The 19,993-nt window shown below is 33.4% G+C and carries 19 protein-coding genes; 4 read left to right on the forward strand and 15 right to left on the reverse strand.

What is annotated here, in order from left to right:
• Positions 1-14: 14 nt before the first annotated feature.
• From HMPREF3247_RS04555 to HMPREF3247_RS04565, 3 genes are all read right to left on the reverse strand, one after another.
• A complete protein-coding gene (locus HMPREF3247_RS04555) occupies positions 15-650 on the reverse strand; it encodes an ABC transporter permease (RefSeq protein ID WP_000560003.1) in 636 nt (211 codons plus the stop codon).
• On the reverse strand, positions 647-1,873 hold the full coding sequence (locus HMPREF3247_RS04560; protein WP_000948995.1) for a betaine/proline/choline family ABC transporter ATP-binding protein: 1,227 nt from the start codon (positions 1,871-1,873) through the stop codon (positions 647-649). The genes HMPREF3247_RS04555 and HMPREF3247_RS04560 overlap by 4 nt, the downstream gene beginning before the upstream one ends.
• Positions 1,874-2,462: 589 nt before the next feature.
• Positions 2,463-3,062, reverse strand: a complete 600-nt coding sequence (locus HMPREF3247_RS04565) for a YdeI/OmpD-associated family protein (protein WP_000216787.1) — start codon at positions 3,060-3,062, stop codon at positions 2,463-2,465.
• Positions 3,063-3,241: 179 nt separating this feature from the next.
• Here HMPREF3247_RS04565 and HMPREF3247_RS04570 point away from each other — a divergent pair, with 179 nt between their 5' ends.
• Positions 3,242-4,879 carry an APC family permease gene (locus tag HMPREF3247_RS04570; protein ID WP_001030723.1) on the forward strand — a complete coding sequence of 546 codons (1,638 nt, stop codon included), beginning with the start codon at positions 3,242-3,244 and terminating at the stop codon, positions 4,877-4,879.
• A 294-nt stretch (positions 4,880-5,173) separates the two neighbouring features.
• Complete coding sequence (locus tag HMPREF3247_RS04575; RefSeq protein WP_000704098.1) at positions 5,174-6,526, forward strand: carboxylesterase family protein; 1,353 nt, start codon at positions 5,174-5,176, stop codon at positions 6,524-6,526.
• 66 nt (positions 6,527-6,592) lie between these two features.
• On the opposite strand, the gene HMPREF3247_RS04580 is transcribed toward HMPREF3247_RS04575, so the two are convergent.
• The 6 genes from HMPREF3247_RS04580 to HMPREF3247_RS04605 all read right to left on the reverse strand — a co-directional run bounded on the left by HMPREF3247_RS04580 (position 6,593) and on the right by HMPREF3247_RS04605 (position 11,717).
• Positions 6,593-7,777, reverse strand: a complete 1,185-nt coding sequence (locus tag HMPREF3247_RS04580) for an MFS transporter (RefSeq protein WP_000115415.1) — start codon at positions 7,775-7,777, stop codon at positions 6,593-6,595.
• A 351-nt stretch (positions 7,778-8,128) separates the two neighbouring features.
• Entirely contained in the window at positions 8,129-8,902 is a 774-nt protein-coding gene (fetB, locus tag HMPREF3247_RS04585) for an ABC transporter permease (RefSeq protein ID WP_000072148.1), read from the reverse strand.
• On the reverse strand, positions 8,895-9,557 hold the full coding sequence (locus tag HMPREF3247_RS04590; protein ID WP_000923528.1) for an ABC transporter ATP-binding protein: 663 nt from the start codon (positions 9,555-9,557) through the stop codon (positions 8,895-8,897). Before HMPREF3247_RS04590 ends, fetB begins: the two co-directional genes overlap by 8 nt.
• Before the next feature lie 247 nt (positions 9,558-9,804).
• Positions 9,805-10,881, reverse strand: coding sequence for a M42 family metallopeptidase (locus HMPREF3247_RS04595; RefSeq protein ID WP_001076667.1), 1,077 nt, complete (start codon positions 10,879-10,881; stop codon positions 9,805-9,807).
• Positions 10,882-11,193: 312 nt separating this feature from the next.
• Positions 11,194-11,460: a Txe/YoeB family addiction module toxin gene (locus HMPREF3247_RS04600; protein WP_000074046.1), complete on the reverse strand. Its 267-nt coding sequence runs from the start codon at positions 11,458-11,460 to the stop codon at positions 11,194-11,196.
• On the reverse strand, positions 11,460-11,717 hold the full coding sequence (locus tag HMPREF3247_RS04605) for a type II toxin-antitoxin system Phd/YefM family antitoxin (RefSeq protein ID WP_000587615.1): 258 nt from the start codon (positions 11,715-11,717) through the stop codon (positions 11,460-11,462). The genes HMPREF3247_RS04600 and HMPREF3247_RS04605 overlap by 1 nt, the downstream gene beginning before the upstream one ends.
• Positions 11,718-12,074: 357 nt before the next feature.
• Here HMPREF3247_RS04605 and HMPREF3247_RS04610 point away from each other — a divergent pair, with 357 nt between their 5' ends.
• Positions 12,075-12,539: a YehR family lipoprotein gene (locus HMPREF3247_RS04610; RefSeq protein ID WP_000736689.1), complete on the forward strand. Its 465-nt coding sequence runs from the start codon at positions 12,075-12,077 to the stop codon at positions 12,537-12,539.
• Positions 12,540-12,688: 149 nt separating this feature from the next.
• Here the strand turns inward: HMPREF3247_RS04610 and HMPREF3247_RS04615 are convergent, their stop codons facing one another.
• On the reverse strand, positions 12,689-14,266 hold the full coding sequence (locus HMPREF3247_RS04615) for an FMN-binding glutamate synthase family protein (protein WP_000143490.1): 1,578 nt from the start codon (positions 14,264-14,266) through the stop codon (positions 12,689-12,691).
• A 189-nt stretch (positions 14,267-14,455) separates the two neighbouring features.
• On the opposite strand from HMPREF3247_RS04615, the gene lnsB reads away from it, so the two are divergent.
• Positions 14,456-15,205 (forward strand): CPBP family lipoprotein N-acylation protein LnsB, encoded by a 750-nt coding sequence (gene lnsB, locus HMPREF3247_RS04620; protein ID WP_000019956.1) that lies wholly within the window; start codon positions 14,456-14,458, stop codon positions 15,203-15,205.
• A 223-nt stretch (positions 15,206-15,428) separates the two neighbouring features.
• Here the strand turns inward: lnsB and HMPREF3247_RS04625 are convergent, their stop codons facing one another.
• The 5 genes from HMPREF3247_RS04625 to opp1B are packed head-to-tail and all read right to left on the reverse strand — an operon-like array spanning position 15,429 to position 19,989.
• Positions 15,429-16,622, reverse strand: a complete 1,194-nt coding sequence (locus HMPREF3247_RS04625) for a staphylopine family metallophore export MFS transporter CntE (RefSeq protein ID WP_000675403.1) — start codon at positions 16,620-16,622, stop codon at positions 15,429-15,431.
• 11 nt (positions 16,623-16,633) lie between these two features.
• Positions 16,634-17,383 (reverse strand): ABC transporter ATP-binding protein, encoded by a 750-nt coding sequence (locus tag HMPREF3247_RS04630; RefSeq protein ID WP_000598774.1) that lies wholly within the window; start codon positions 17,381-17,383, stop codon positions 16,634-16,636.
• Positions 17,376-18,191: a staphylopine uptake ABC transporter ATP-binding protein CntD gene (locus HMPREF3247_RS04635; RefSeq protein WP_000173858.1), complete on the reverse strand. Its 816-nt coding sequence runs from the start codon at positions 18,189-18,191 to the stop codon at positions 17,376-17,378. The genes HMPREF3247_RS04630 and HMPREF3247_RS04635 overlap by 8 nt, the downstream gene beginning before the upstream one ends.
• Positions 18,191-19,057 carry a staphylopine uptake ABC transporter permease subunit CntC gene (gene opp1C / locus HMPREF3247_RS04640; RefSeq protein ID WP_000584761.1) on the reverse strand — a complete coding sequence of 289 codons (867 nt, stop codon included), beginning with the start codon at positions 19,055-19,057 and terminating at the stop codon, positions 18,191-18,193. Before opp1C ends, HMPREF3247_RS04635 begins: the two co-directional genes overlap by 1 nt.
• Positions 19,054-19,989, reverse strand: coding sequence for a nickel/cobalt ABC transporter permease (gene opp1B / locus HMPREF3247_RS04645; protein WP_000472240.1), 936 nt, complete (start codon positions 19,987-19,989; stop codon positions 19,054-19,056). The genes opp1C and opp1B overlap by 4 nt, the downstream gene beginning before the upstream one ends.
• Positions 19,990-19,993 lie beyond the last annotated feature (4 nt).

A 19,993-nucleotide genomic window follows, 5' to 3' on the forward strand; every position in this document is an offset into this window, starting at 1 on the left:
TCTTTTCCTCCTAATTATCCAGATATCTTTAATCCTTTTGGAACTACCCATTTTTCAACTAGTGATAATAATGCATCAACAAGTAATGCTAAAGCAGTTACAAGTACAGTCGCAGTTATTATCATCATTGGGTCATATAAATTTAAACCATTGAATATAAAATCACCTAAACCTCCCGCACCAACATAGCTTGCGAGCGTTGCCCAGCTAATAACATATACAGATGATAAGCGAATGCCACCAATTATAAGCGGTAAGGCTAACGGTAATTCAATGTCTTTCATAAGTTGGAGTTGCGTCATGCCCATACTTTTTCCAGCTTCTTTAATATTACTATCAATATTTTTAACACCTAGCACTGTGTTATTTAAAATAGGTAATAATACATAAATAAATAGCGCTACAATTGCTGGTGTTTTTCCAACACCAAAAATCGGTATCATAATGGCAAGTACGGCTAATGTAGGAATCGTTTGTAAGACTCCCGCCACAGTTAAAATAATATTGGCAGTTCGCTTCGTTTTAGATAGTAATATACCTAAAGGAACAGCAACGACGATAGCAAGTAATAATGCCACCATAGAAATGTAAAAGTGCTCCAATGTTTTCGATATGAGTTGTCCACCATTCTCTTGAAGAAATGCTATCATGATTTATCCACTCCAATACCATGTGTTTCAACATTCTCATTATGTGGTTCACCTGATACAGAGGGAATGGTGTCTTTTCCATTATGTTCCGTATGAGATGTAGCCTCGCTGTCACCCCAAATCGTGTCATAAACTATATCCACAACATTGGTACGTGTAATTAGTCCAACTAAGCGATTATATTGGTCTACAACAGGAACATTTCTGATATTTCTTTTTAAAATCGTGCGAACAGAATCTTGCAATTTCGAATCAATTTGAACGGTATAAATATTTTGTTGCATCATATCACGTAAAGTTTTGTGTCCTCGTATACCTTGGTTAATATCCTCAATGTCTAAGAATCCAAGTAAATGGTTGTCACTATCAACGACAAAAATCGTATCTACACGCTTTTGTCTCATAATATGAACAGCATCATTAAGCGTTGCATCTGCTTGTATCGTGATTGGCTTAATCATAACGCCTTCAACAGTCTTGTCATTCGGACGGTCTTGAATCAGTCTATTTTGACCGATAAAATCACGCACAAAATCATTTGCAGGATGCCTTAAAATATTATCTGGTGTATCAAATTGCACCAATTTACCTTCTGACATAATACAAATTTTATCTGCTAATTTAATCGCTTCATCCATATCATGCGTTACAAAGATAAACGTCTTACCTAATTTTCGTTGTAAAGTTTTCACTAAATCTTGCAGTGTATCTCTCGTAATAGGATCTAATGCGCCAAAAGGTTCATCCATTAAAATAATGTCTTGTTCGGCCGCAAGTGCTCTAACGACACCGATACGTTGTTGTTGTCCACCAGATAATTCTGCAGGATATCGATCTAAATATGATTCTGGTAAATCTACAAGCTTAATTAGTGCTTTTGCACGTTCATCTTTTTTCTCTTTTGACCATTTAAGTAACTTCGGTACAAGTACTATATTTTCTCTTATAGTCATATGAGGCATTAACCCGATTTGTTGAATAACATAACCAATGCTTCGACGCAATTCGACAGGGTTCATACTTCGAACATCTTTACCATCAATTTCAATTTGTCCTTCTGTTGCTTCAATCATGCGATTTATCATTCTTAAAGCGGTTGTCTTACCGCTCCCACTCGTTCCTATAAATGCAATAAATTCCCCTGATTGAATATCTAAAGAGATGTCATCTACAGCCTTTTTACTGCCAGAATAAATTTTCGTTAAATGTTTAATACTTAACATAATCATTTCTCCTTCCTCATAACAACATATGACGAATGATACGCATAAAATTAAAAGACCATCATGGTAATTGTTAAACAAATAGAGTCATAAGTTAAACAAGTACACATCATGGTCTTGATTATGTAGAATTGTATATTTATCATCTGTAATGTGAATCATCAAAAAATAAACGGCGCTATGTATGTTGAATTTCTACCGATTACTCTTTGTTTGCACATTCGTATATTCGACATTTAAAACTAACATACTCTATATGTTGTTATTAAACAGCATTATTTTATAATTAGCAACTAAATTGATAACTCACATTTTTCAAAAGCGAATTTATTACCGCACAATTGGTTGGTTTGCGACAAAAAAATGTCAAAAATGTGAAAAAATATTATAAATGTCGTTATTTTGTAAAAATCATGGACATTGCCCATCTCATTAAATATTTGCGTGATTCCATCAAATATACTCGATATAAATCATGGGGGCACTCAAATTAATACCACATACGAAAAAACAACCAATGGCATTAACCACTGATTGTTTCATGTCATCCTGTATATTGTTGTATAGTGTGTATCCCTATACTCATGAATTACTTATCATGCATCCCTTTACCTTCAAGTATTTGATTAATATACTTTTCAACGCGCTTTTGTCTTGTTTCACTACGTTTAGCTTGTTCAATATGATAAATGTATTGATGCTGTCTGCCTGGCGTTAATTTATAAAATGACGACTCTAATTGTGGCATTTCTTCGAACTTAGCTTCTAACTCTTTAGGAATAACATAGTCCTCAGTTTTCTTCATTTCAACCTTTTTGCCAGCTTTTTCAACTTTAATAGCTTCTTCTAAATAGTATTTAATTTCTTCTGTACGCGCTTTAATCTCTTCTAGATTTTCAAATCTTAACTGGCGTGCTGCTTGTACTTTTTCAGTCTGTTGAATGAGTGTATGATACTTATCTTCTAAAATAGCACCTTTATGGAATAATAGTGCAACATAGTTTTTGAAACCATGAATCAGCACAACATTTTTATTCTTTAAAGTGTAACAAGGATGCATCCATTTATATGCTTCCTCAAGTTCAGTTTCATTGAAAATTAAGTCTCTCAAATATTGATATTCTTCTTGCCATTGACTCTCTTTATTTAAAAATGCTTCAACTTGTTCATTCGGTTGTTTAACGGTCATAACGATCACTTCCAGTCTATTATTCAATATATATTGTATTATATATCCAAAATTTCAAAAAAACTAATTTAGCCAATGATTTTGCACTTTTACAAAAAATAAATTTGACTATTATTGTAATAAGCGTATAATTGTCGCATATTATTTTTTGTATTTTCGGCAATAACGAAGGAGTATTTATGAACAAAGACAAACAATCGCACGACGACAAAATTAATCTATCCCAATTAATATTATTAGGGCTAGGTTCATTAATTGGATCCGGCTGGTTATTCGGTGCCTGGGAAGCATCTTCAATAGCCGGTCCAGCTGCAATTATTTCATGGGTTATTGGATTTCTAGTTATCGGAACCATAGCTTATAACTATATTGAAATAGGTACAATGTTCCCACAATCTGGGGGTATGAGTAACTATGCACAATATACACACGGCTCATTATTAGGCTTTATTGCTGCGTGGGCCAATTGGGTATCACTTGTTACAATTATACCAATTGAAGCTGTTTCAGCAGTACAATATATGAGTTCATGGCCTTGGCATTGGGCAAAGCCAATGGCACACTTAATGGAAAACGGCTCTATAAGCACATACGGTTTACTAGCTGTGTATCTCATCATTATTATTTTTTCATTATTAAACTATTGGTCAGTTAAACTGTTAACATCATTTACAAGTTTAATTTCCGTATTTAAGTTAGGTGTTCCAACGTTAACGATTATTATGTTGATGTTGTCTGGTTTTGACACCTCTAACTACGGGCATTCAGCAAGTACATTTATGCCTTATGGTAGCGCACCTATTTTTGCTGCAACAACAGCATCAGGGATTATTTTCTCATTTAATTCATTCCAAACGATTATCAATATGGGGTCAGAAATTAAAAATCCTGAAAAGAATATCGCACGAGGCATTGCTATTTCATTATCACTAAGCGCAGTACTATACATTATTCTCCAAAGTACATTTATTACTTCTATGCCTCAATCAATGTTACAACATAGCGGATGGAGTGGTATCAATTTCAACTCACCGTTTGCTGACTTAGCTATATTATTAGGCATTAATTGGTTAGCAATTTTATTATATATTGAAGCAGTTGTTTCACCTTTTGGAACTGGCGTATCATTTGTTGCAGTTACAGGACGTGTTTTACGCGCAATGGAGAAAAATGGACATATACCTAAATTTCTTGGAAAAATGAACGAAAAATATCATATTCCTCGTGTAGCAATTATCTTCAATGCCATTATTAGCATGGTTATGGTTACATTATTTAGAGATTGGGGTACATTAGCAGCCGTTATTTCTACTGCGACCTTAGTTGCCTATTTAACTGGACCAACGACAGTAATTGCTTTACGTAAAATGGGTCCAACTATGACACGTCCATTCAGAGCCAAAATATTAAAAGTAATGGCACCATTATCTTTTGTATTAGCATCTTTAGCTATATATTGGGCAATGTGGCCAACGACAGCAGAAGTTATTTTAATCATTATACTCGGCTTACCAATCTACTTTTTCTATGAATATCGAATGAATTGGCGTAATACGAAGAAGCAAATTGGCGGTAGTTTATGGATTATTGTATATTTAATCGTTCTCTCATTACTGTCATTTATAGGTAGTAAAGAATTTAAAGGATTGAACTTTATTCATTATCCTTATGACTTTATCGTTATCATAATCGTGGCACTTATTTTCTATTACATTGGTACAACAAGTTCATTTGAAAGTGTTTATTTCCGTCGCGCAAAACGGATCAACACGAAGATGACCGAAGCACTAGATAAAGAAGCCAATTCATCTAATTAAATTTTCAAATATGATTTCAAAGCTCGCACAAATATTCACCAACCATTGATTTCAATAATCTTGGTTGGTTTTTTATTTTGAAAATGGGATATAAATAACATAACAAGATAGTGAGACTGGTATTGTCATGAAATGGCACTATCGAAGAGCATCATATAATGCTCAAGATAGTTTGATTTAATACGGATAGCATGCTTATCTGATTCAGTCACAAAATTGTCTTGTTAGAGGTGTCACCCATCACTTCTTTACCGTGGTATGATTAATTTGGGGATGATAAGGAGGTTAATAAATATGAAGATAAGTACTGCAGGTGGTCAGATTCATGGTATCACACAAGATGGCCTAGATATCTTCTTAGGCATTCCATATGCTGAGCCACCAATTAATAACCATCGCTTTAAACATTCTACGTTAAAAACACAGTGGCATGAGCCAATCGATGCTAAAACTATTAAGCCTATCCCACCTCAACCTGATAATAAATTAGAAGATTTTTTCTCCTCGCAACAAACAAACTTTACTGAAAATGAAGATTGTCTATATCTTAATATTTGGAAGCAACATAATGATAAAAATAATAAGCCGGTCATCATTTATTTTTATGGCGGAAGTTTTGAAAATGGGCATGGTTCTGCTGAACTCTATCAACCAGCGCATTTAGTAAAAAATAATGATGTCATCGTTATCACATGCAACTATCGTTTAGGTGCGTTAGGTTACTTAGATTGGTCCTATTTTAATAGTGAATTCAATTCGAACAATGGCATTTCAGATCAAATAAATGTTATAAAGTGGGTTCATCTATTTATCGAATCCTTTGGCGGAAACCCTAATAATGTTACTTTGATGGGTCAGTCTGCGGGTAGTATGAGCATTTTAACTTTAATGAAACTACCTGACATTGAACCTTATTTCCATAAAGTTATTCTACTAAGTGGTGCATTACGTTTAGACACCTTAGAAAATGCACGCAACAAAGCTAAGCATTTTCAAAAAATGATGGTCGATTATTTAGATACAGATGACGTAACAACGCTAACTACAGATGATATTTTGATGTTAATGTCTAAACTCAAGCAATCTCGCGGACCTTCTAAAGGCCTAGATTTAATATATGCACCTATCAAAACGGATCATATGAAACATCATTTTCCAACATCCAAACCTATATTGGCATGCTATACGAAGGATGAAGGCGATATTTATATTACTAGTGAACAAAAGAAATTATCGCCGCAACGCTTTATCGATATTATGGAATTAAATGATATTCCTTTAAAATACGAAGATGTTCAGACGGCTAAGCAACAATCTTTAGCGATTACACATTGCTATTTCAAACAGCCGATGGAACAATTTTTGCAACAACTCAATATTCAAGATTCAAATGTACAATCATGGTTTGCAGAATTTGCCTGGCATGATACTTCAAGCGAACACTATCGCAGTGCGTACCATATTCTTGATATGATATTTTGGTTCGGAAACTTACAAATTTTATCAGCACATCAATATCCAATCACTGATCATCTTAAATTTTTAAGTCGACAAATGCAAAACGATTTAGCCAATTTTGCTAAAACAGGTAAAATGCCTTGGCCAAAATATCATAATGAACGTCGCTACTATCGCACATATCAATAACTTTATCGCATTTAAAAAAGCACACCTGAATTTGATAGCAGGCGTGCTTTTAATTATGTTTTATTATTATGATTTATATGTTTTAGCATAATGATTATTTTTTAATGTGAAAACAACAATTAAACCTAATGCGCCAATAATCGCGCTCGTATACGTGATAGCTTGAACCGAAACGTGCGCCATAACTAAACCACCAATAATACCACCAACACCTATACCGGCATTTAAACTCGACATGTTCCAACTCATGACTTGGCTTGTATCACCTTCAACATGTTGAATTACACCACTTTGAACAGCTGGATTTGTACTCCATTGCATAATATTCCAAATAAACAGTCCTACTAACAATAAGCCCGTTCCTGGAAGAATAATATTCATCACTAACATCATGACAATAAAAATTGATACTGATATCATCAACCAACGTTTACTTGTAATTTTGTCAGAGAATATTCCACCTAACGATGTTCCAATGACACCAGCAATTCCGTTTACAAGAAGTGCTAAAGACACAAATGACATATCATGACCATTAGATAAAATAAGGGGATTAATAAAGACAAATGTGACTGAATTAGCAATCAAGACTAAGAACGTAATGATTAAATATTTTGCTACTTCTGCAGGTCTTAATATTTTTGAAGTGACATGATTTTCATGAGATGGTGCTTCATGATTCACAGGACCACGATTTAATTCTTGATCTTTCGGTAAATAAATCATCATCAATAAACCTACGATGATACTGACAATAATTAAGAATAAAAATGTATATCTCCAACCTACTAAATCACCAATGACAGTTCCAATAGGTACACCAAAGACATTTGCACCACTAAAACCTGTATAAACAAGTCCAATCATTTTGCCACGATTTTTAGGCGCGGTTAGCATCGCAGTAATAGCTAGTACCTTAACAATAATCAATGCAGCCGCTGCAGACGAAATGATTCTACCGATAACTAATATTGAGAAATTAGGTGCAACAGCAATAATACCGTTTCCGATAATAAATATAAGTAACGTCCATAACAATACCGGTCTTGTAGAAAAGCGATTTGTTAATTTAACTAAGATTGGTCCACATATCGCAAATGTCAAAGCATACATCGTCACTAATTGACCAATGACCGCTTCTGATACATGTAGGTCATGACTCATTAAGTTCATGATTCCTGCAACCATCATTTCAACCATTCCTACTATAAAAATACTTAAAATGAATGTGAATAATCGCATAACAGACATTTATAAAACTCCTTTCGAACAAATTTCACGATATTCATTTCCCATAGAATAACGATTTATTAATAAATGTGTACAACACAAATTTACTTATAACCGTTCTATTATATAATATTTGGCAACTATTTTCTGTGATATATTGAAAAAAGAATGAAATTATTTTTCAGTATTTGCAAAATTAAAACAAACATCTCAAAGTGTTAAGACACAGTTTTTAATTTCCTAACAAATAGAACAATAAAAAACGCATGTATCTTAAATTAGCACGTTAATATGCCAACTTAAGATGTATGCGTAATTCCACTTTTTTATATGCGTAACTATAAACTAAGTAACCATAGTGACTATCTTAAATTATTCGCTTTTAACATCGGTAGTTCGCGCAATTAATTGATGTCTAGCATTGAAAAATTGACCGTAACTTAAATATGTCGCAATTAAAGCTGACATAATTGTCGCTGTTGTATGAATAAACACAACTAATAATTGAAATTTTATAGCTTGTAATGGCGGTACGCCACCAATAATTAAACCAGTCATCATACCCGGAATCGACACAAGCCCATATGTTTTGACTGAATCAATGGTTGGTACAATCGCTAAACGTATACTTTCTCGAATAGCACCTTTAGATGCTAATTTCGGCGCTGCTGCAAGTGATAATTTAGATTCAATGTTAGTTCCATCTTGCACGAATGCGCGGTCTAAATTTTGATACGCCAGATTAATCGCAATTAGACCATTATTTGCTAGCATACCTCCAATCGGTATAACCTCATTTGCGGTAAAATGAATTGCCCCTGTAGCTACAGTACCTGCAAGTGGTAATGCTGTTCCAATGAAGATAGCTAGAAATGATATCCAAAACACATGATGCATCACTGGTGATGCTCGACTAATCGTATTCCATGATGCATTAATAATAATGACCAATACACATAAAATAAGCAGCCATTTATCGTTTATTTTAAAAATATAATGCAGCAAAAACCCCAAAATGATTAATTGCACAACTGCCCGTAGTGTCGCAACAATTAAATCTTTAATAATATGTAAACCTTCTTTATATGAAATGATAATCGGAATGACTAAAAGCAATGCCGTCAAGCCAAGTGCCGTATTACTCATGTTGATTCAACTCCTCAATCTTAGAAATTTTGCCATCAACAATCGTTATGCGTTTTTGAAAATGTCTCATACTTTGATCATCACTATGGGTAATCCACATGATAGCAACACCTTGTTCCACTAACTTAAAAATGATATTTTCTATTTTTTCTTTATTATGAACGTCTAATGCACTGGTCGATTCATCTAATAAAAGAATATCCGGTGTATACATCAATTGGCGCGCTATAGCAATTCTTTGTCGCTCACCACCCGACATATTTTCCACTTCCGAACTTAATTGATAATGTCCCAAACCGACATCTTTAATTAATTGCTTCGCGCGTTTTCTATCAAATTTATCATTACGTGCAAGAGATGGGAATATCATGTTATCTTCAATCGTTTCACCAAACAAGTCACTTTGCTGCATCAGATAACTGATTTGTTGACGCAATTCTTCCGGGTCATAATCATTATAGGGTTTACCTTTAAAATATAGTTTTCCACTAGTTGGACTAATCAAATTACATATTTGCTTTTGAAATGTACTTTTACCACTACCTGATGGACCGATAATGGCAATACTCTCACCTTTATCTACTTTTAGACTGATATGATCTAGTATGATTCTATCGCTCGCTTTATACACTAAATCTTTAATTTCTAACAACATTTGCACCGCTCCTCATGTAACATATCAGGTATAGTATTCCCGTTTTTTTGGTTTTTAGTGCAATTAAATTTAAGAAAAAATCATTTTCTTGTTATATCAAAATTTAGGCATAATTGATTTTCAGCATTTAAATTAAAAACAAAAAATCCTATTAACATGGATACTGTCTAATGACTAAGAATTAAAGTTAGACAATTGTTTAACAACCTACCATATTAAAAGGATTCTTTATAATTTGTGGATTAGATTACCACATCAATTTTTTATAGGCTTCATCGTTTAAAGAACGAACAATTTCAGTTACAAGACGAACAGAATTTTCATAATCATCTAGATTGAGTACTGATACATTAGAATGCATGTATCGCAACGCAACACCTATTGTTATTGTTGGAATACCTTCATTTGCGACATGAATACTTCCCGCATCTGTACCTCCACCCGGTGTAGTATCCCATTGTACTTCGATATTATGCTTTTTAGCTACATCTTTAATATGTTTACGAAAACCTTGATGTGCAATGCTCATAGCATCCATCATAATAACGACTGGACCACCGCCTAGTTTACTTTCACTTGTTTGCCCAGACATACCTGGCGTATCATATGCTATACCTACATCTACAGCTATCGCCAGATCAGGCTTGATAGTATTCGCTGCAACTTTCGCACCACGTAGACCAACCTCTTCTTGCACTGTTGCACCACTGTATAAATTAATTCCAATCGCTTCATCTTTTAAACGTTTTAATACATCAACTGCTAAGGCACAACCATAACGATTATCAAATGCTTTTGCAGTCAAATATTTATCATTTGCTAGCACTTCAAATTCACTGTACGGCGTCACCATATTTCCTACTTCAACACCAGCTTCTGCTGCTTCTTCTTTACTACTCACACCAATATCAATAAACATTTTTTTAATTTCCATTGGCTTTTTACGCTCTTCTGGTGATAAAACATGTGGCGGTTTAGAACCGATAATACCTCTAATTTCTTTACCTGAATCTGTTGTAATGGTTACTTTTTGCGATAACATAACTTGGTTCCACCATCCACCAACTGGCGTAAATGAAATGAAACCATGTTTATCAATTTTAGTTACTATAAAACCAACTTCATCCATATGACCAGAAATCATAATTGAATATTGGCCATTCTCAGCAATTTTCTTTCCAAAAATGCCTCCTAAATTATCTTCAATAATTTGATCACTAATCGGTTCTATATAATTATGCATTGCTTCTTTAACTTGCATTTCATATCCAGCAATGCCGTTAACATCTGTTAAATGTTTAAGTAATTTGACTGACTGATTCATGTTATTCATCCTCCTGTATTTCTTCTTATAAACATTGTATCACTAACTTTCTGAAAAATACTGCCTACCGCTTTAACGTTTTCATGCGCTATATTTTAAAAATTAATATTCAGAAAAAGTCACAGTTTAAAGTAGTTTATTATAATACGTTATTCTTTTATTGTTATTAATTTCAATCTGTTGAGTCCTGCGCTATTAAAAAACTAAAAAGTGTAGAGATAACAACGCATTAATGCCGCTATTTTCTCTACACTTAAATACTAGTTTCTTTATTTAACTTACCATTAAACTTATTCAGATGTTGAATATACATTAATCATAATGTGACCACGCCGATAATATTAATACTTCTTTATTTCGATCATCTACAGTATAGACGACCCTGTGCTGATGGTTAATTCTTCTTGAATATCGCTCTAAATATTTAGGCTCTAATTTTTCAAAGGATTGTGTTATTTTATACGGATCATTTTTTAAAGTCTCAACAATTTCTAAAAATGGCTTTTTTAAATAAGAATGTTTTATTTTCTTTAAATCTGATTTCGCCGAATTTTTAATCTTAACCGTATAATTGCTCATTAAAGATTATCCCAATCAATATCATCTATATTTGTTGTACCACTATTATCTTTTTCTCTATCTCTTACTTTGTCCATTGTACCAGTAGATTCAAGATATATTGTTTCTTGTATACTTTTCCAATCATCTAAACCTATAATCACAGCATTATTTTCGGCATTATTGCCACTAATATAAATTGGTTCGTGATTATTATTAACATTTTTTAGTAATTGATAAAAATCTTTTCTCGCTTCTGTAGGGCTAGTGATAATCATATAAACCCTCCTTTGTCTTCTGTTAATCTAATTGTAGCGTACGTACTTAAGTACGTCAATATCACCGACACATTCGTCGTAATCTTAACCTCTAGATGCAATTGTAAAAAATCATTTGTCCTTTTCTTTTAGTATACTGGCAATAATGCTAAGGATGAAATCAACAGTGGTCTATACTACGTTCCCTACCTCTTTAACGATTTCAGGCTTAATAATTTTAAAAAATTTGTGAGAAATCCGCTTGAAAACTCTCGTATTTCCAAAAAAAATTGCAAAATTTAAATTTTTGAATAACATCATTTTTTTCTAAATGTTATAATTCATTTATAATCAAATACTGAAAGAAGGCGACTGACTTTGAAAAAATTAAGTTCATTAATTGTAGTAGTATTAATATGTATCATTGCATTATCAGCTTGTAGTAAGGAACAAACAAAGACCTATGAAGGTGACGTAAATGGTAAACACGTACTTACGTCAATCACTTATAAAGACGATAAAGTTTTAAAACAGTCTACAATAAACACAATTAAGTACGATGATCTTGGCATAAGCAAAGATGAAGCTAAAAAGTTATTCGCAAAAACTGAAGATATCTTCAAAGACCTTAAAGGTGCTAAATATAAAGTCGACTATAAAGACAAAAAAGCAATTGAACATTTAGACATTAATTATAAAGAAGTTGATATGAAAGAATTAAACAAACGTTTTGGTGTATCATCTAAAGATAGTAAAGATAATAAATATCTTAGCTTTGAAAAAGTTGAAAAACAGTTAAAGCATAGCGGTTTAAAAGAAAAAGACAAAATGGATGACAAATAGTTTATAACATAAAATACCCTCAGAAAAGACTAAGGCTACAAACCTTAATCTCATTCTGAGGGTATTAATATTAAAAAACTCAACGTACTCGGAGTTAGGTTTTCAATAAATCTAGCATCCGTTTCTTCTGATGATTCTGGATATACAATTTAACTAATCAATTTTAATTTATAATCATGTATTGTTTGCAACTGACCGTCAACTTTTCGATAAATAATATGGTCTGCTGTAATTTCTGTTGGACTTGATACACCAACTGCCGCTGCAATATTGAATAAGCCTTCATGCAAACTTGTCACATAATTAGTTACACGATATTGTTTTTCACCTACAATTAATGCTTTTTCTTTTTTAGCATCTGTTGTTGCAACACCAACTGGACACGTATTCATGTGACATTGTTGACTCATTATACAACCGACACTAATCATCATCCCACGTGCGATATTTACAAAATCTGCACCTAAACCTAGTGCAATCGCAATTTTATCTGGCGTCACTAGCTTACCTGATGCGGCCAATTTCACTTTATCTCGAATACCATATTTCTCTAGCATGCCTGACACAATTGGTAACGCTGTAAATAATGGTAATCCAACACCATCTTGTAGTTCTTGGAACGTTGCCCCTGTACCACCTTCACCGCCATCAATTGTAATAAAGCTTGGATACTTATCTAATTCAACCATTGTGCGTACAAGCGTTTCTATTTCTGATACTTTACTAACAACAATTTTGAATCCTACAGGTTTTTGACCTAATTCTTGTATTTTATCAACAAAGCGAATTAAATCTTCAGCATTGTGAATGAACTCATAACGGTTCGGTGAATTAATTGTTTTATATGGTTCGACATTACGTATTGCAGCAATTTCTTCATTCACTTTTTCTGCTTCCATATGACCGCCACGAGTTTTTGCGCCTTGTGCCAATTTTAATTCAAATGCTCGAACATTAGAGGACTGTGCTACTTTACTAAATAAATCTTCACTAAAATTACCTTCTTTATCACGAACACCAAACAAGCCAGGTCCAATTTGGAAAATGATATCACCATTACCTTTTAAATGATATTCCGATAAACCACCTTCACCTGTATTCATCCATGTACCCGCTTTAGCCAAACCTTTTGATAAAGCCGTAATTGCATTTTTACCTAAAGCACCATAACTCATACCAGATTGGCCTACAATACGTTTTAAAATAAAAGGATGTGCCAAATTCTCACCTAGTTTTATCGCATGTTCATCACTTAAATAATAGGGATCAATCTTAGTCGGTGCTCGATATTCTTCGCGACTAAACAGACGCTCATTCGCAATTTTATAAATAAATGTAGATATCAATGTTGTGTTATCCACAGATATTTCGTTACGTTGTATTGGAAACATCGTGTTTTGTATGTAAAAGCCGTCCTGATAATCTCTTGTAGTACCAAAACTTGTCATACGTGAATTATATTTCCCAGCTAAAACGATATTTTTATAATCGTTACGTGAAAAAGGCTTCCCTTCGTTATCACCAGAAAATAAATACTGTCGTAATTCTGGTCCTATTTTTTCTGATATATATCTTATACGTGCTAATAACGGATAATTTCTTAAAACACTATGTTGCGATTGCCTTTTATCTTTTATCAACCAAATAAGCCCGATTACAATGACTGTAAGTAAAAATCCTACAACAATAATATTAACTATAAATTGCATGACTGTAAGAAACGTCATTACAATACCTCCCCCAAAATTTCAATTCATCATAATGATACACCTTACAAAACAAATTACAATGGAAGCGCTTCATTATTTTGAATGAAATTATCATATATTTCCTTTAAATTTTAATGTATAGAACATACAATACAAAGTAATATGTGCTAAAGTATCAATATAATAAAATTCTTTATGAGGTATACTATGTCACATACAAAAAAACATTACATAGAAGAAGAATACGCTACCGAACAATCGCGTTTTTTCAAACGTGATATTGGATTTATTTTTCTTTATATATTTTTGGTTAACATCTTGCCAATCATTATCGTCTTTTTAACTTTTGGGTTAGTAGCTGTATTCACTCAACAAGCCCCATGGGGTTTCTCTTTTCCTATTTCAATGAACATTAGCTATTTACTCGCAGTTATTCTTTCATTAGCTATTTTTCGTCTGATGCATGAAGATGCGTTTATTCCAATGATACGTTCGCAAATCGTTGCCAGCGCTAAATATAAATGGCATATTCTTATATCATTTACACTAAGTGTCGTACTATTTTCACTTTTAAATCATTTCGATATTTTCGCACTAAATGTAGATTCCTTTACTGCCTTTGACATTTATTCGCTAATTAAAGGGTATGGTTCCATCAGTTTAATAGCTATATTTTCTTTAATCATTATATTAAATATTTTGATTTGCCAACTTATTTTCCGTCATATTTTAATTCAAGAATTAAGCAGATTAATACCTTTAAAGATTACAATAGTATTATCCGTTATCCTTGAAACACTGTACTATTATCCATACATTAATACATGGTGGGAATTCATTCCAGCATTGATACTAGCAAGTAGTACGACTTTATTGTATTTAAAATCCAACCGTAACTTTATGGTGAGCTACTTTTATCAATTAGCAGTCATTCTCGTTTTGCATATTTTCATGTAAAATTTTCCAGAGTATTATCCATTATCCATACACATCAAAAAGCACACTTAAAAGTCAGTGTCATAACTAACTTCTAAGTGTGCTTTCTTTAGATATATTGTCGTTCTATAAACGAGCCATATAAAATGTTTCGTGTCCTAGCATGAAGCACACGAAGCATCATACCCAATATATCTTTTTAAAATAAAATATTCATTAACTTAATATGCTTTAAACTTTTTCATTAAAGACTACTCGCTGGACGTGGTGTTGGCTTTTTCAAGAAACTCATAATCATAATCACAATGACTAACATACCACAGATTAAATACATCCATTTAAATCCTACTAAGTCTGAAATAGGTCCCATCAATGCGCCACCTAGTGAAATCCCTAAATCTGCGCAAGCAATAAATAAACCTAGCAACATATTGCGACCTACTTTTGGTAAGACGAAACTCAAATAAGATGTTAATGTTGGATATACCATTGCTTGTGTCATTCCTATTAGTATCGCACTACTATAAAAAATGATTGCACCAACTTGCGGACCAAATGCCACTACAAATGACGCGATAACTAGTAGTGATAAGACTGATACCATATATTTAGGATGCCACATACCATCAGATGGAATATATTTTCTCAAGTAAAATCTTGCTGCAACAACTGCAATTGCTTGTATTGTTAAAAAGATACCTGCATTCGCAAATCCTAAACTCACTGTATATAACGGTACAAATGTACTAACTGCACCAAATACAATCGATGCAACAATCATAATAATACCGCTGTTCAACAACTCTTTGTTTTTGAAAAATTGCGCGAATACTGTAACAGCATTGAACGGCATTTTTTCAATTTTATCGGAAGTATCCGGTTCTTGTTCAGCAAAGGTAACACGATATCCAAAAAATGTTGTTGTTAACGCAATAAAGATAATCACAATCGCGAATAATGAAATATTATTCGCATTCCAAATACCTACGGCAACTAATGGACCAATCAAGTTTGGAATCGTTGAAAATAGTGAGTACAATGATACACCTTCTGAACGATGTTCTTCTGGTAACGCATCAATAATACCTAACTGCAACGACATTGAGAAGAATGCCGTACATACACCTTGCATCACACGAGCTACGAAGTAACCTTCCAACCCTGTAAAGCCATAAATAATTAAAGCAATAGCATTAATTATTAATATAATTCGTAATACTTTAATGGGACCGACGCGAGCAATAATTTGTCCTGCCCATGGTCGAAACACCATTGCTGTTAACATATATGCACCCATAACGATACCAATAACAGTATTCGTTGCACCTAAATCATGCCCTCGTAACGGTATAAATACGTTTAAGATTGCATTGGCACTAAAGAACATCAATGTTAATATATATAATCTCAAAAAAGGCCAAGCCATTGCACCTTTCATTATCTCACTCCTTAGAATGATAGTTGTTTTTCTATTAATTCTCTTGTATAAGCATTGTCACTTTTATGCAATGCACTTGTTGAAATTCGCTCTTCGATTTTTCCATTTTTAAAAATAATTAACTGATCACATAAATACGTTGCAGCTTGAATATCATGTGTAATAAAAATATAGCTCAGCTGGCGCGTTTCTCGTAAATGAATCAATAAATCTAGTATTTGTGTTTGAATAGACATGTCGAGCGAACTAATAGCTTCATCAAACAAAATATATTTAGGATTAATACAAATAGCACGTGCAATCGCAACACGTTGCGCCTCACCACCTGATAACATATTAGGATATTTATCCATATATGCTTTCGATAGCCCGACTTCTTCTAACAATGTGATAGCTTGAACTTCCATTACATCTTTAGGCTGACCATCACATTGACACATCACTTCAAATAAGATTTCTCTAACTGTCTGAAATGGATGTAATGATGATGTATAATCTTGAAACACTGCACCAATTTGATGACGTCTCACTTTCTTCTTATACATAGGTTGATCATTTAATGTCACGCGACCTTTGTCTGGTTTTTCAATACCTAATATCATACGGCTTAAAGTCGATTTACCACTACCACTTTCTCCGATGATTGCTATCGTTGCCCCTATTGGACATTCGAATGATACACCTTTGACGATTGGTGTTCGACGGCGCTTAAATACATGTGCACTTTGATATGATTTTTCAACATCTGTAACTTTAATCACATACATCACCCCTCATCACATGTTTAAAATGATCATTAATTTTCTTCTTCGTTGATAGTAAATACTTCGTATAAACATGTTCTGGATGGTGTAAGACTGATTCACGTGTCCCTTGTTCAATAAGCTGACCATTTTTCATCACAACGACACGGTCTGCAATTTTGTTAATAACTGTTAAATCATGCGAAATGAAAATCATTGCACAGTCAAAATGTTTCTTTATATCTATAAATGCTTCTAAAACGTCATATTGTGTAATTGTATCTAATGCAGTTGTTGGTTCATCAGCAATGATTAACTTTGGTTTCAAAGCTAACGCTAAAGCAATCATTAATCGCTGTAACATACCACCAGACAACATATAAGGATATGATTTTAAAATACGTTTAGGATCTTTCAAACTTAAATAATCCATATATTCAATTAATGTCTTTTCAATCTCTTGAGTAGACAACGACGTATGTACTTTCATAGTCTCAAACATTTGTTTACCTACTGTTGTCGATGGATCAAATGCACGACTACCTTGCTGCATCACCATCGCAATATCTTTACCACGGTACTTTTTCAGTTGCGATTCGGATAGTGACAACATTGGTGTACCATCAAAGATAATTTCACCTGTCACCCCGAGTCGTTCGGGATTCAAACCAATAATCGACTTACAAGTGATTGATTTACCGCTACCACTTTCACCTATAACACCAAGTGTTTCACCTTTAGTTACTGTAAAATGAACATCTTTAACTAGCGGTTGATCTGTCCATGTGTCTGTAATCGTCAAATGTTTAACTGTTAACAAAGTCATTATTGCACCACTCCTTTCTTCACAGAACGAAGTTTCTCTTTAGAAGAGATGCGGGGATCAATGGCAACTTGTAATGAATCCGATAAGAAATTAAATGCCATCACGATAATGACTATGGCAATACCAGGTGCAAACATCATTTCAGGATGCGTAAACATTACTTTTCTGGCTTCATTAAGCATCATGCCCCACTCTGCAGTAGGCGCTTTGACACCTAATCCTAAAAATGAAAAGCCAGATATTTGCAAGATCATTGAACACATCGAGCTACTAGAGATAATAGCAATATCCGCTAACGTTAACGGCATAATATGTTTATGTATAATTTTCATATCATTCATGCCAATTGTTTTAGCAAATTTCACGTGGTCTGAAGCCGTATATTGCATAACACTTGTACGAATAACACGGCAGAACCATGCCCAACGCGTCAATATAAATGCCATAATAATATTTTCAGCACCCATACCAAACAATGCAATTAATGCTAACGTTACAACATAACTTGGGAATGCTAACATAACATCACACGCACGCATAATGATTGCATCAACAAACCCTTGGAAATATCCTGATAAGAATCCTAAAATAGATCCGATAAACACAGAAACAAATAATGCTACAAAAACATATAACAAACTTGGTCTAATCGCATAAATAAGTCTTGTTAAAATATCTCTACCTAAATGGTCTGTGCCTAATAAATGTTGAAAACTCATGCCAGCAAATTTGTTTGCCGTATCGATATGGTTAGGATCATAAAATGTCACAAGTGGTGCTGCTAATCCTAAAAATACATATAATACAATAATGCCTAATGCGATTACTGCACCCTTATCTTGTAATAAACGTTTTAATATAATCATCGTGCGCCCTCCCTTAATCTTGGATTTAATAGCGCATTAATGATATCTGCCAATGTATTAAATACGATAAATAATACCGCTACAATTAATACATATGCTTGAATAACTGGGAAGTCGTGTTCTAGTATAGCTTTTAAACTTAATTGACCTAGACCAGGCCAAGCAAATATATACTCGATAACTACAAGTCCACCCATAATCATTGGTATAGACATACAAAAGATTGATACCGCAACTTGTAAAGCATTACGCAATACATGTAGCATTAATGTGATTGATTTCACACCACTAGCTCTTAAATAAAGTACATAGTCTTCATTTAATTGTTCCACCATTGAACGTCTAACATTTCTAAAGTAAATACCAGCATAAGCAATCGTAATAACAATCACTGGCAATATGTAACTTTCTGAACCTGTTAATCCAGAAGTCGGCAATATGTTTAACTTCACTGATACGTAAATTATAAGTATTGAAGCTATCCAATATGATGGTAATGCAGTTAGAAAGAAAGCCACTGAACGTATCGCACGATCAGTGAACTTTCCTCTTTTTAATGCACTAACTACACCTAATATAATCGATGTAATCATTACCATAACACTTGAAATTATTGTTAATTTCAATGTATTCATAAATGCTGGGCCAATGCGTTCAGCAACAGGGTCACCTGTAATGTAGCTAGTGCCAAAGTTAAACTGCATCGCTTCAATTAACCAGTTTTTATATTGAATTAATAATGGGTCATTGAAACCATACTTTTCATTCGTTTCGGCAATCAACTCTGGTGTTACATTTGGTGTCCCTTGTGCATGTAAAATTGTCACAGCTGGATTTTCATTTGTAATATACGTCAATAGAAATGTCATAAAACTTACTACAATCACTAATGGAAACATGAGCGCAATACGTTTTAAGATAAATTTGAACATCTAA

Origin of the sequence: Staphylococcus sp. HMSC36A10, from assembly GCF_001838845.1 — a bacterium.
GTDB lineage: Bacteria > Bacillota > Bacilli > Staphylococcales > Staphylococcaceae > Staphylococcus > Staphylococcus aureus.

Excerpts from the sequence above, each read along its gene's own strand:
- HMPREF3247_RS04565 (WP_000216787.1), bottom strand. The coding sequence starts at position 3,062 with ATGACCGTTAAACAACCGAATGAACAAGTTGAAGCATTTTTAAATAAA.
- HMPREF3247_RS04595 (WP_001076667.1), bottom strand. The coding sequence starts at position 10,881 with ATGAATCAGTCAGTCAAATTACTTAAACATTTAACAGATGTTAACGGC.
- HMPREF3247_RS04575 (WP_000704098.1), top strand. The coding sequence starts at position 5,174 with ATGAAGATAAGTACTGCAGGTGGTCAGATTCATGGTATCACACAAGAT.
- HMPREF3247_RS04560 (WP_000948995.1), bottom strand. The coding sequence starts at position 1,873 with ATGTTAAGTATTAAACATTTAACGAAAATTTATTCTGGCAGTAAAAAG.
- HMPREF3247_RS04625 (WP_000675403.1), bottom strand. The coding sequence starts at position 16,622 with ATGAAAGGTGCAATGGCTTGGCCTTTTTTGAGATTATATATATTAACA.
- HMPREF3247_RS04600 (WP_000074046.1), bottom strand. The coding sequence starts at position 11,460 with ATGAGCAATTATACGGTTAAGATTAAAAATTCGGCGAAATCAGATTTA.
- HMPREF3247_RS04635 (WP_000173858.1), bottom strand. The coding sequence starts at position 18,191 with ATGACTTTGTTAACAGTTAAACATTTGACGATTACAGACACATGGACA.
- HMPREF3247_RS04580 (WP_000115415.1), bottom strand. The coding sequence starts at position 7,777 with ATGTCTGTTATGCGATTATTCACATTCATTTTAAGTATTTTTATAGTA.
- opp1B (WP_000472240.1), bottom strand. The coding sequence starts at position 19,989 with ATGTTCAAATTTATCTTAAAACGTATTGCGCTCATGTTTCCATTAGTG.
- HMPREF3247_RS04570 (WP_001030723.1), top strand. The coding sequence starts at position 3,242 with ATGAACAAAGACAAACAATCGCACGACGACAAAATTAATCTATCCCAA.
- HMPREF3247_RS04590 (WP_000923528.1), bottom strand. The coding sequence starts at position 9,557 with ATGTTGTTAGAAATTAAAGATTTAGTGTATAAAGCGAGCGATAGAATC.
- HMPREF3247_RS04555 (WP_000560003.1), bottom strand. The coding sequence starts at position 650 with ATGATAGCATTTCTTCAAGAGAATGGTGGACAACTCATATCGAAAACA.
- HMPREF3247_RS04615 (WP_000143490.1), bottom strand. The coding sequence starts at position 14,266 with ATGACGTTTCTTACAGTCATGCAATTTATAGTTAATATTATTGTTGTA.
- lnsB (WP_000019956.1), top strand. The coding sequence starts at position 14,456 with ATGTCACATACAAAAAAACATTACATAGAAGAAGAATACGCTACCGAA.
- fetB (WP_000072148.1), bottom strand. The coding sequence starts at position 8,902 with ATGAGTAATACGGCACTTGGCTTGACGGCATTGCTTTTAGTCATTCCG.
- opp1C (WP_000584761.1), bottom strand. The coding sequence starts at position 19,057 with ATGATTATATTAAAACGTTTATTACAAGATAAGGGTGCAGTAATCGCA.
- HMPREF3247_RS04605 (WP_000587615.1), bottom strand. The coding sequence starts at position 11,717 with ATGATTATCACTAGCCCTACAGAAGCGAGAAAAGATTTTTATCAATTA.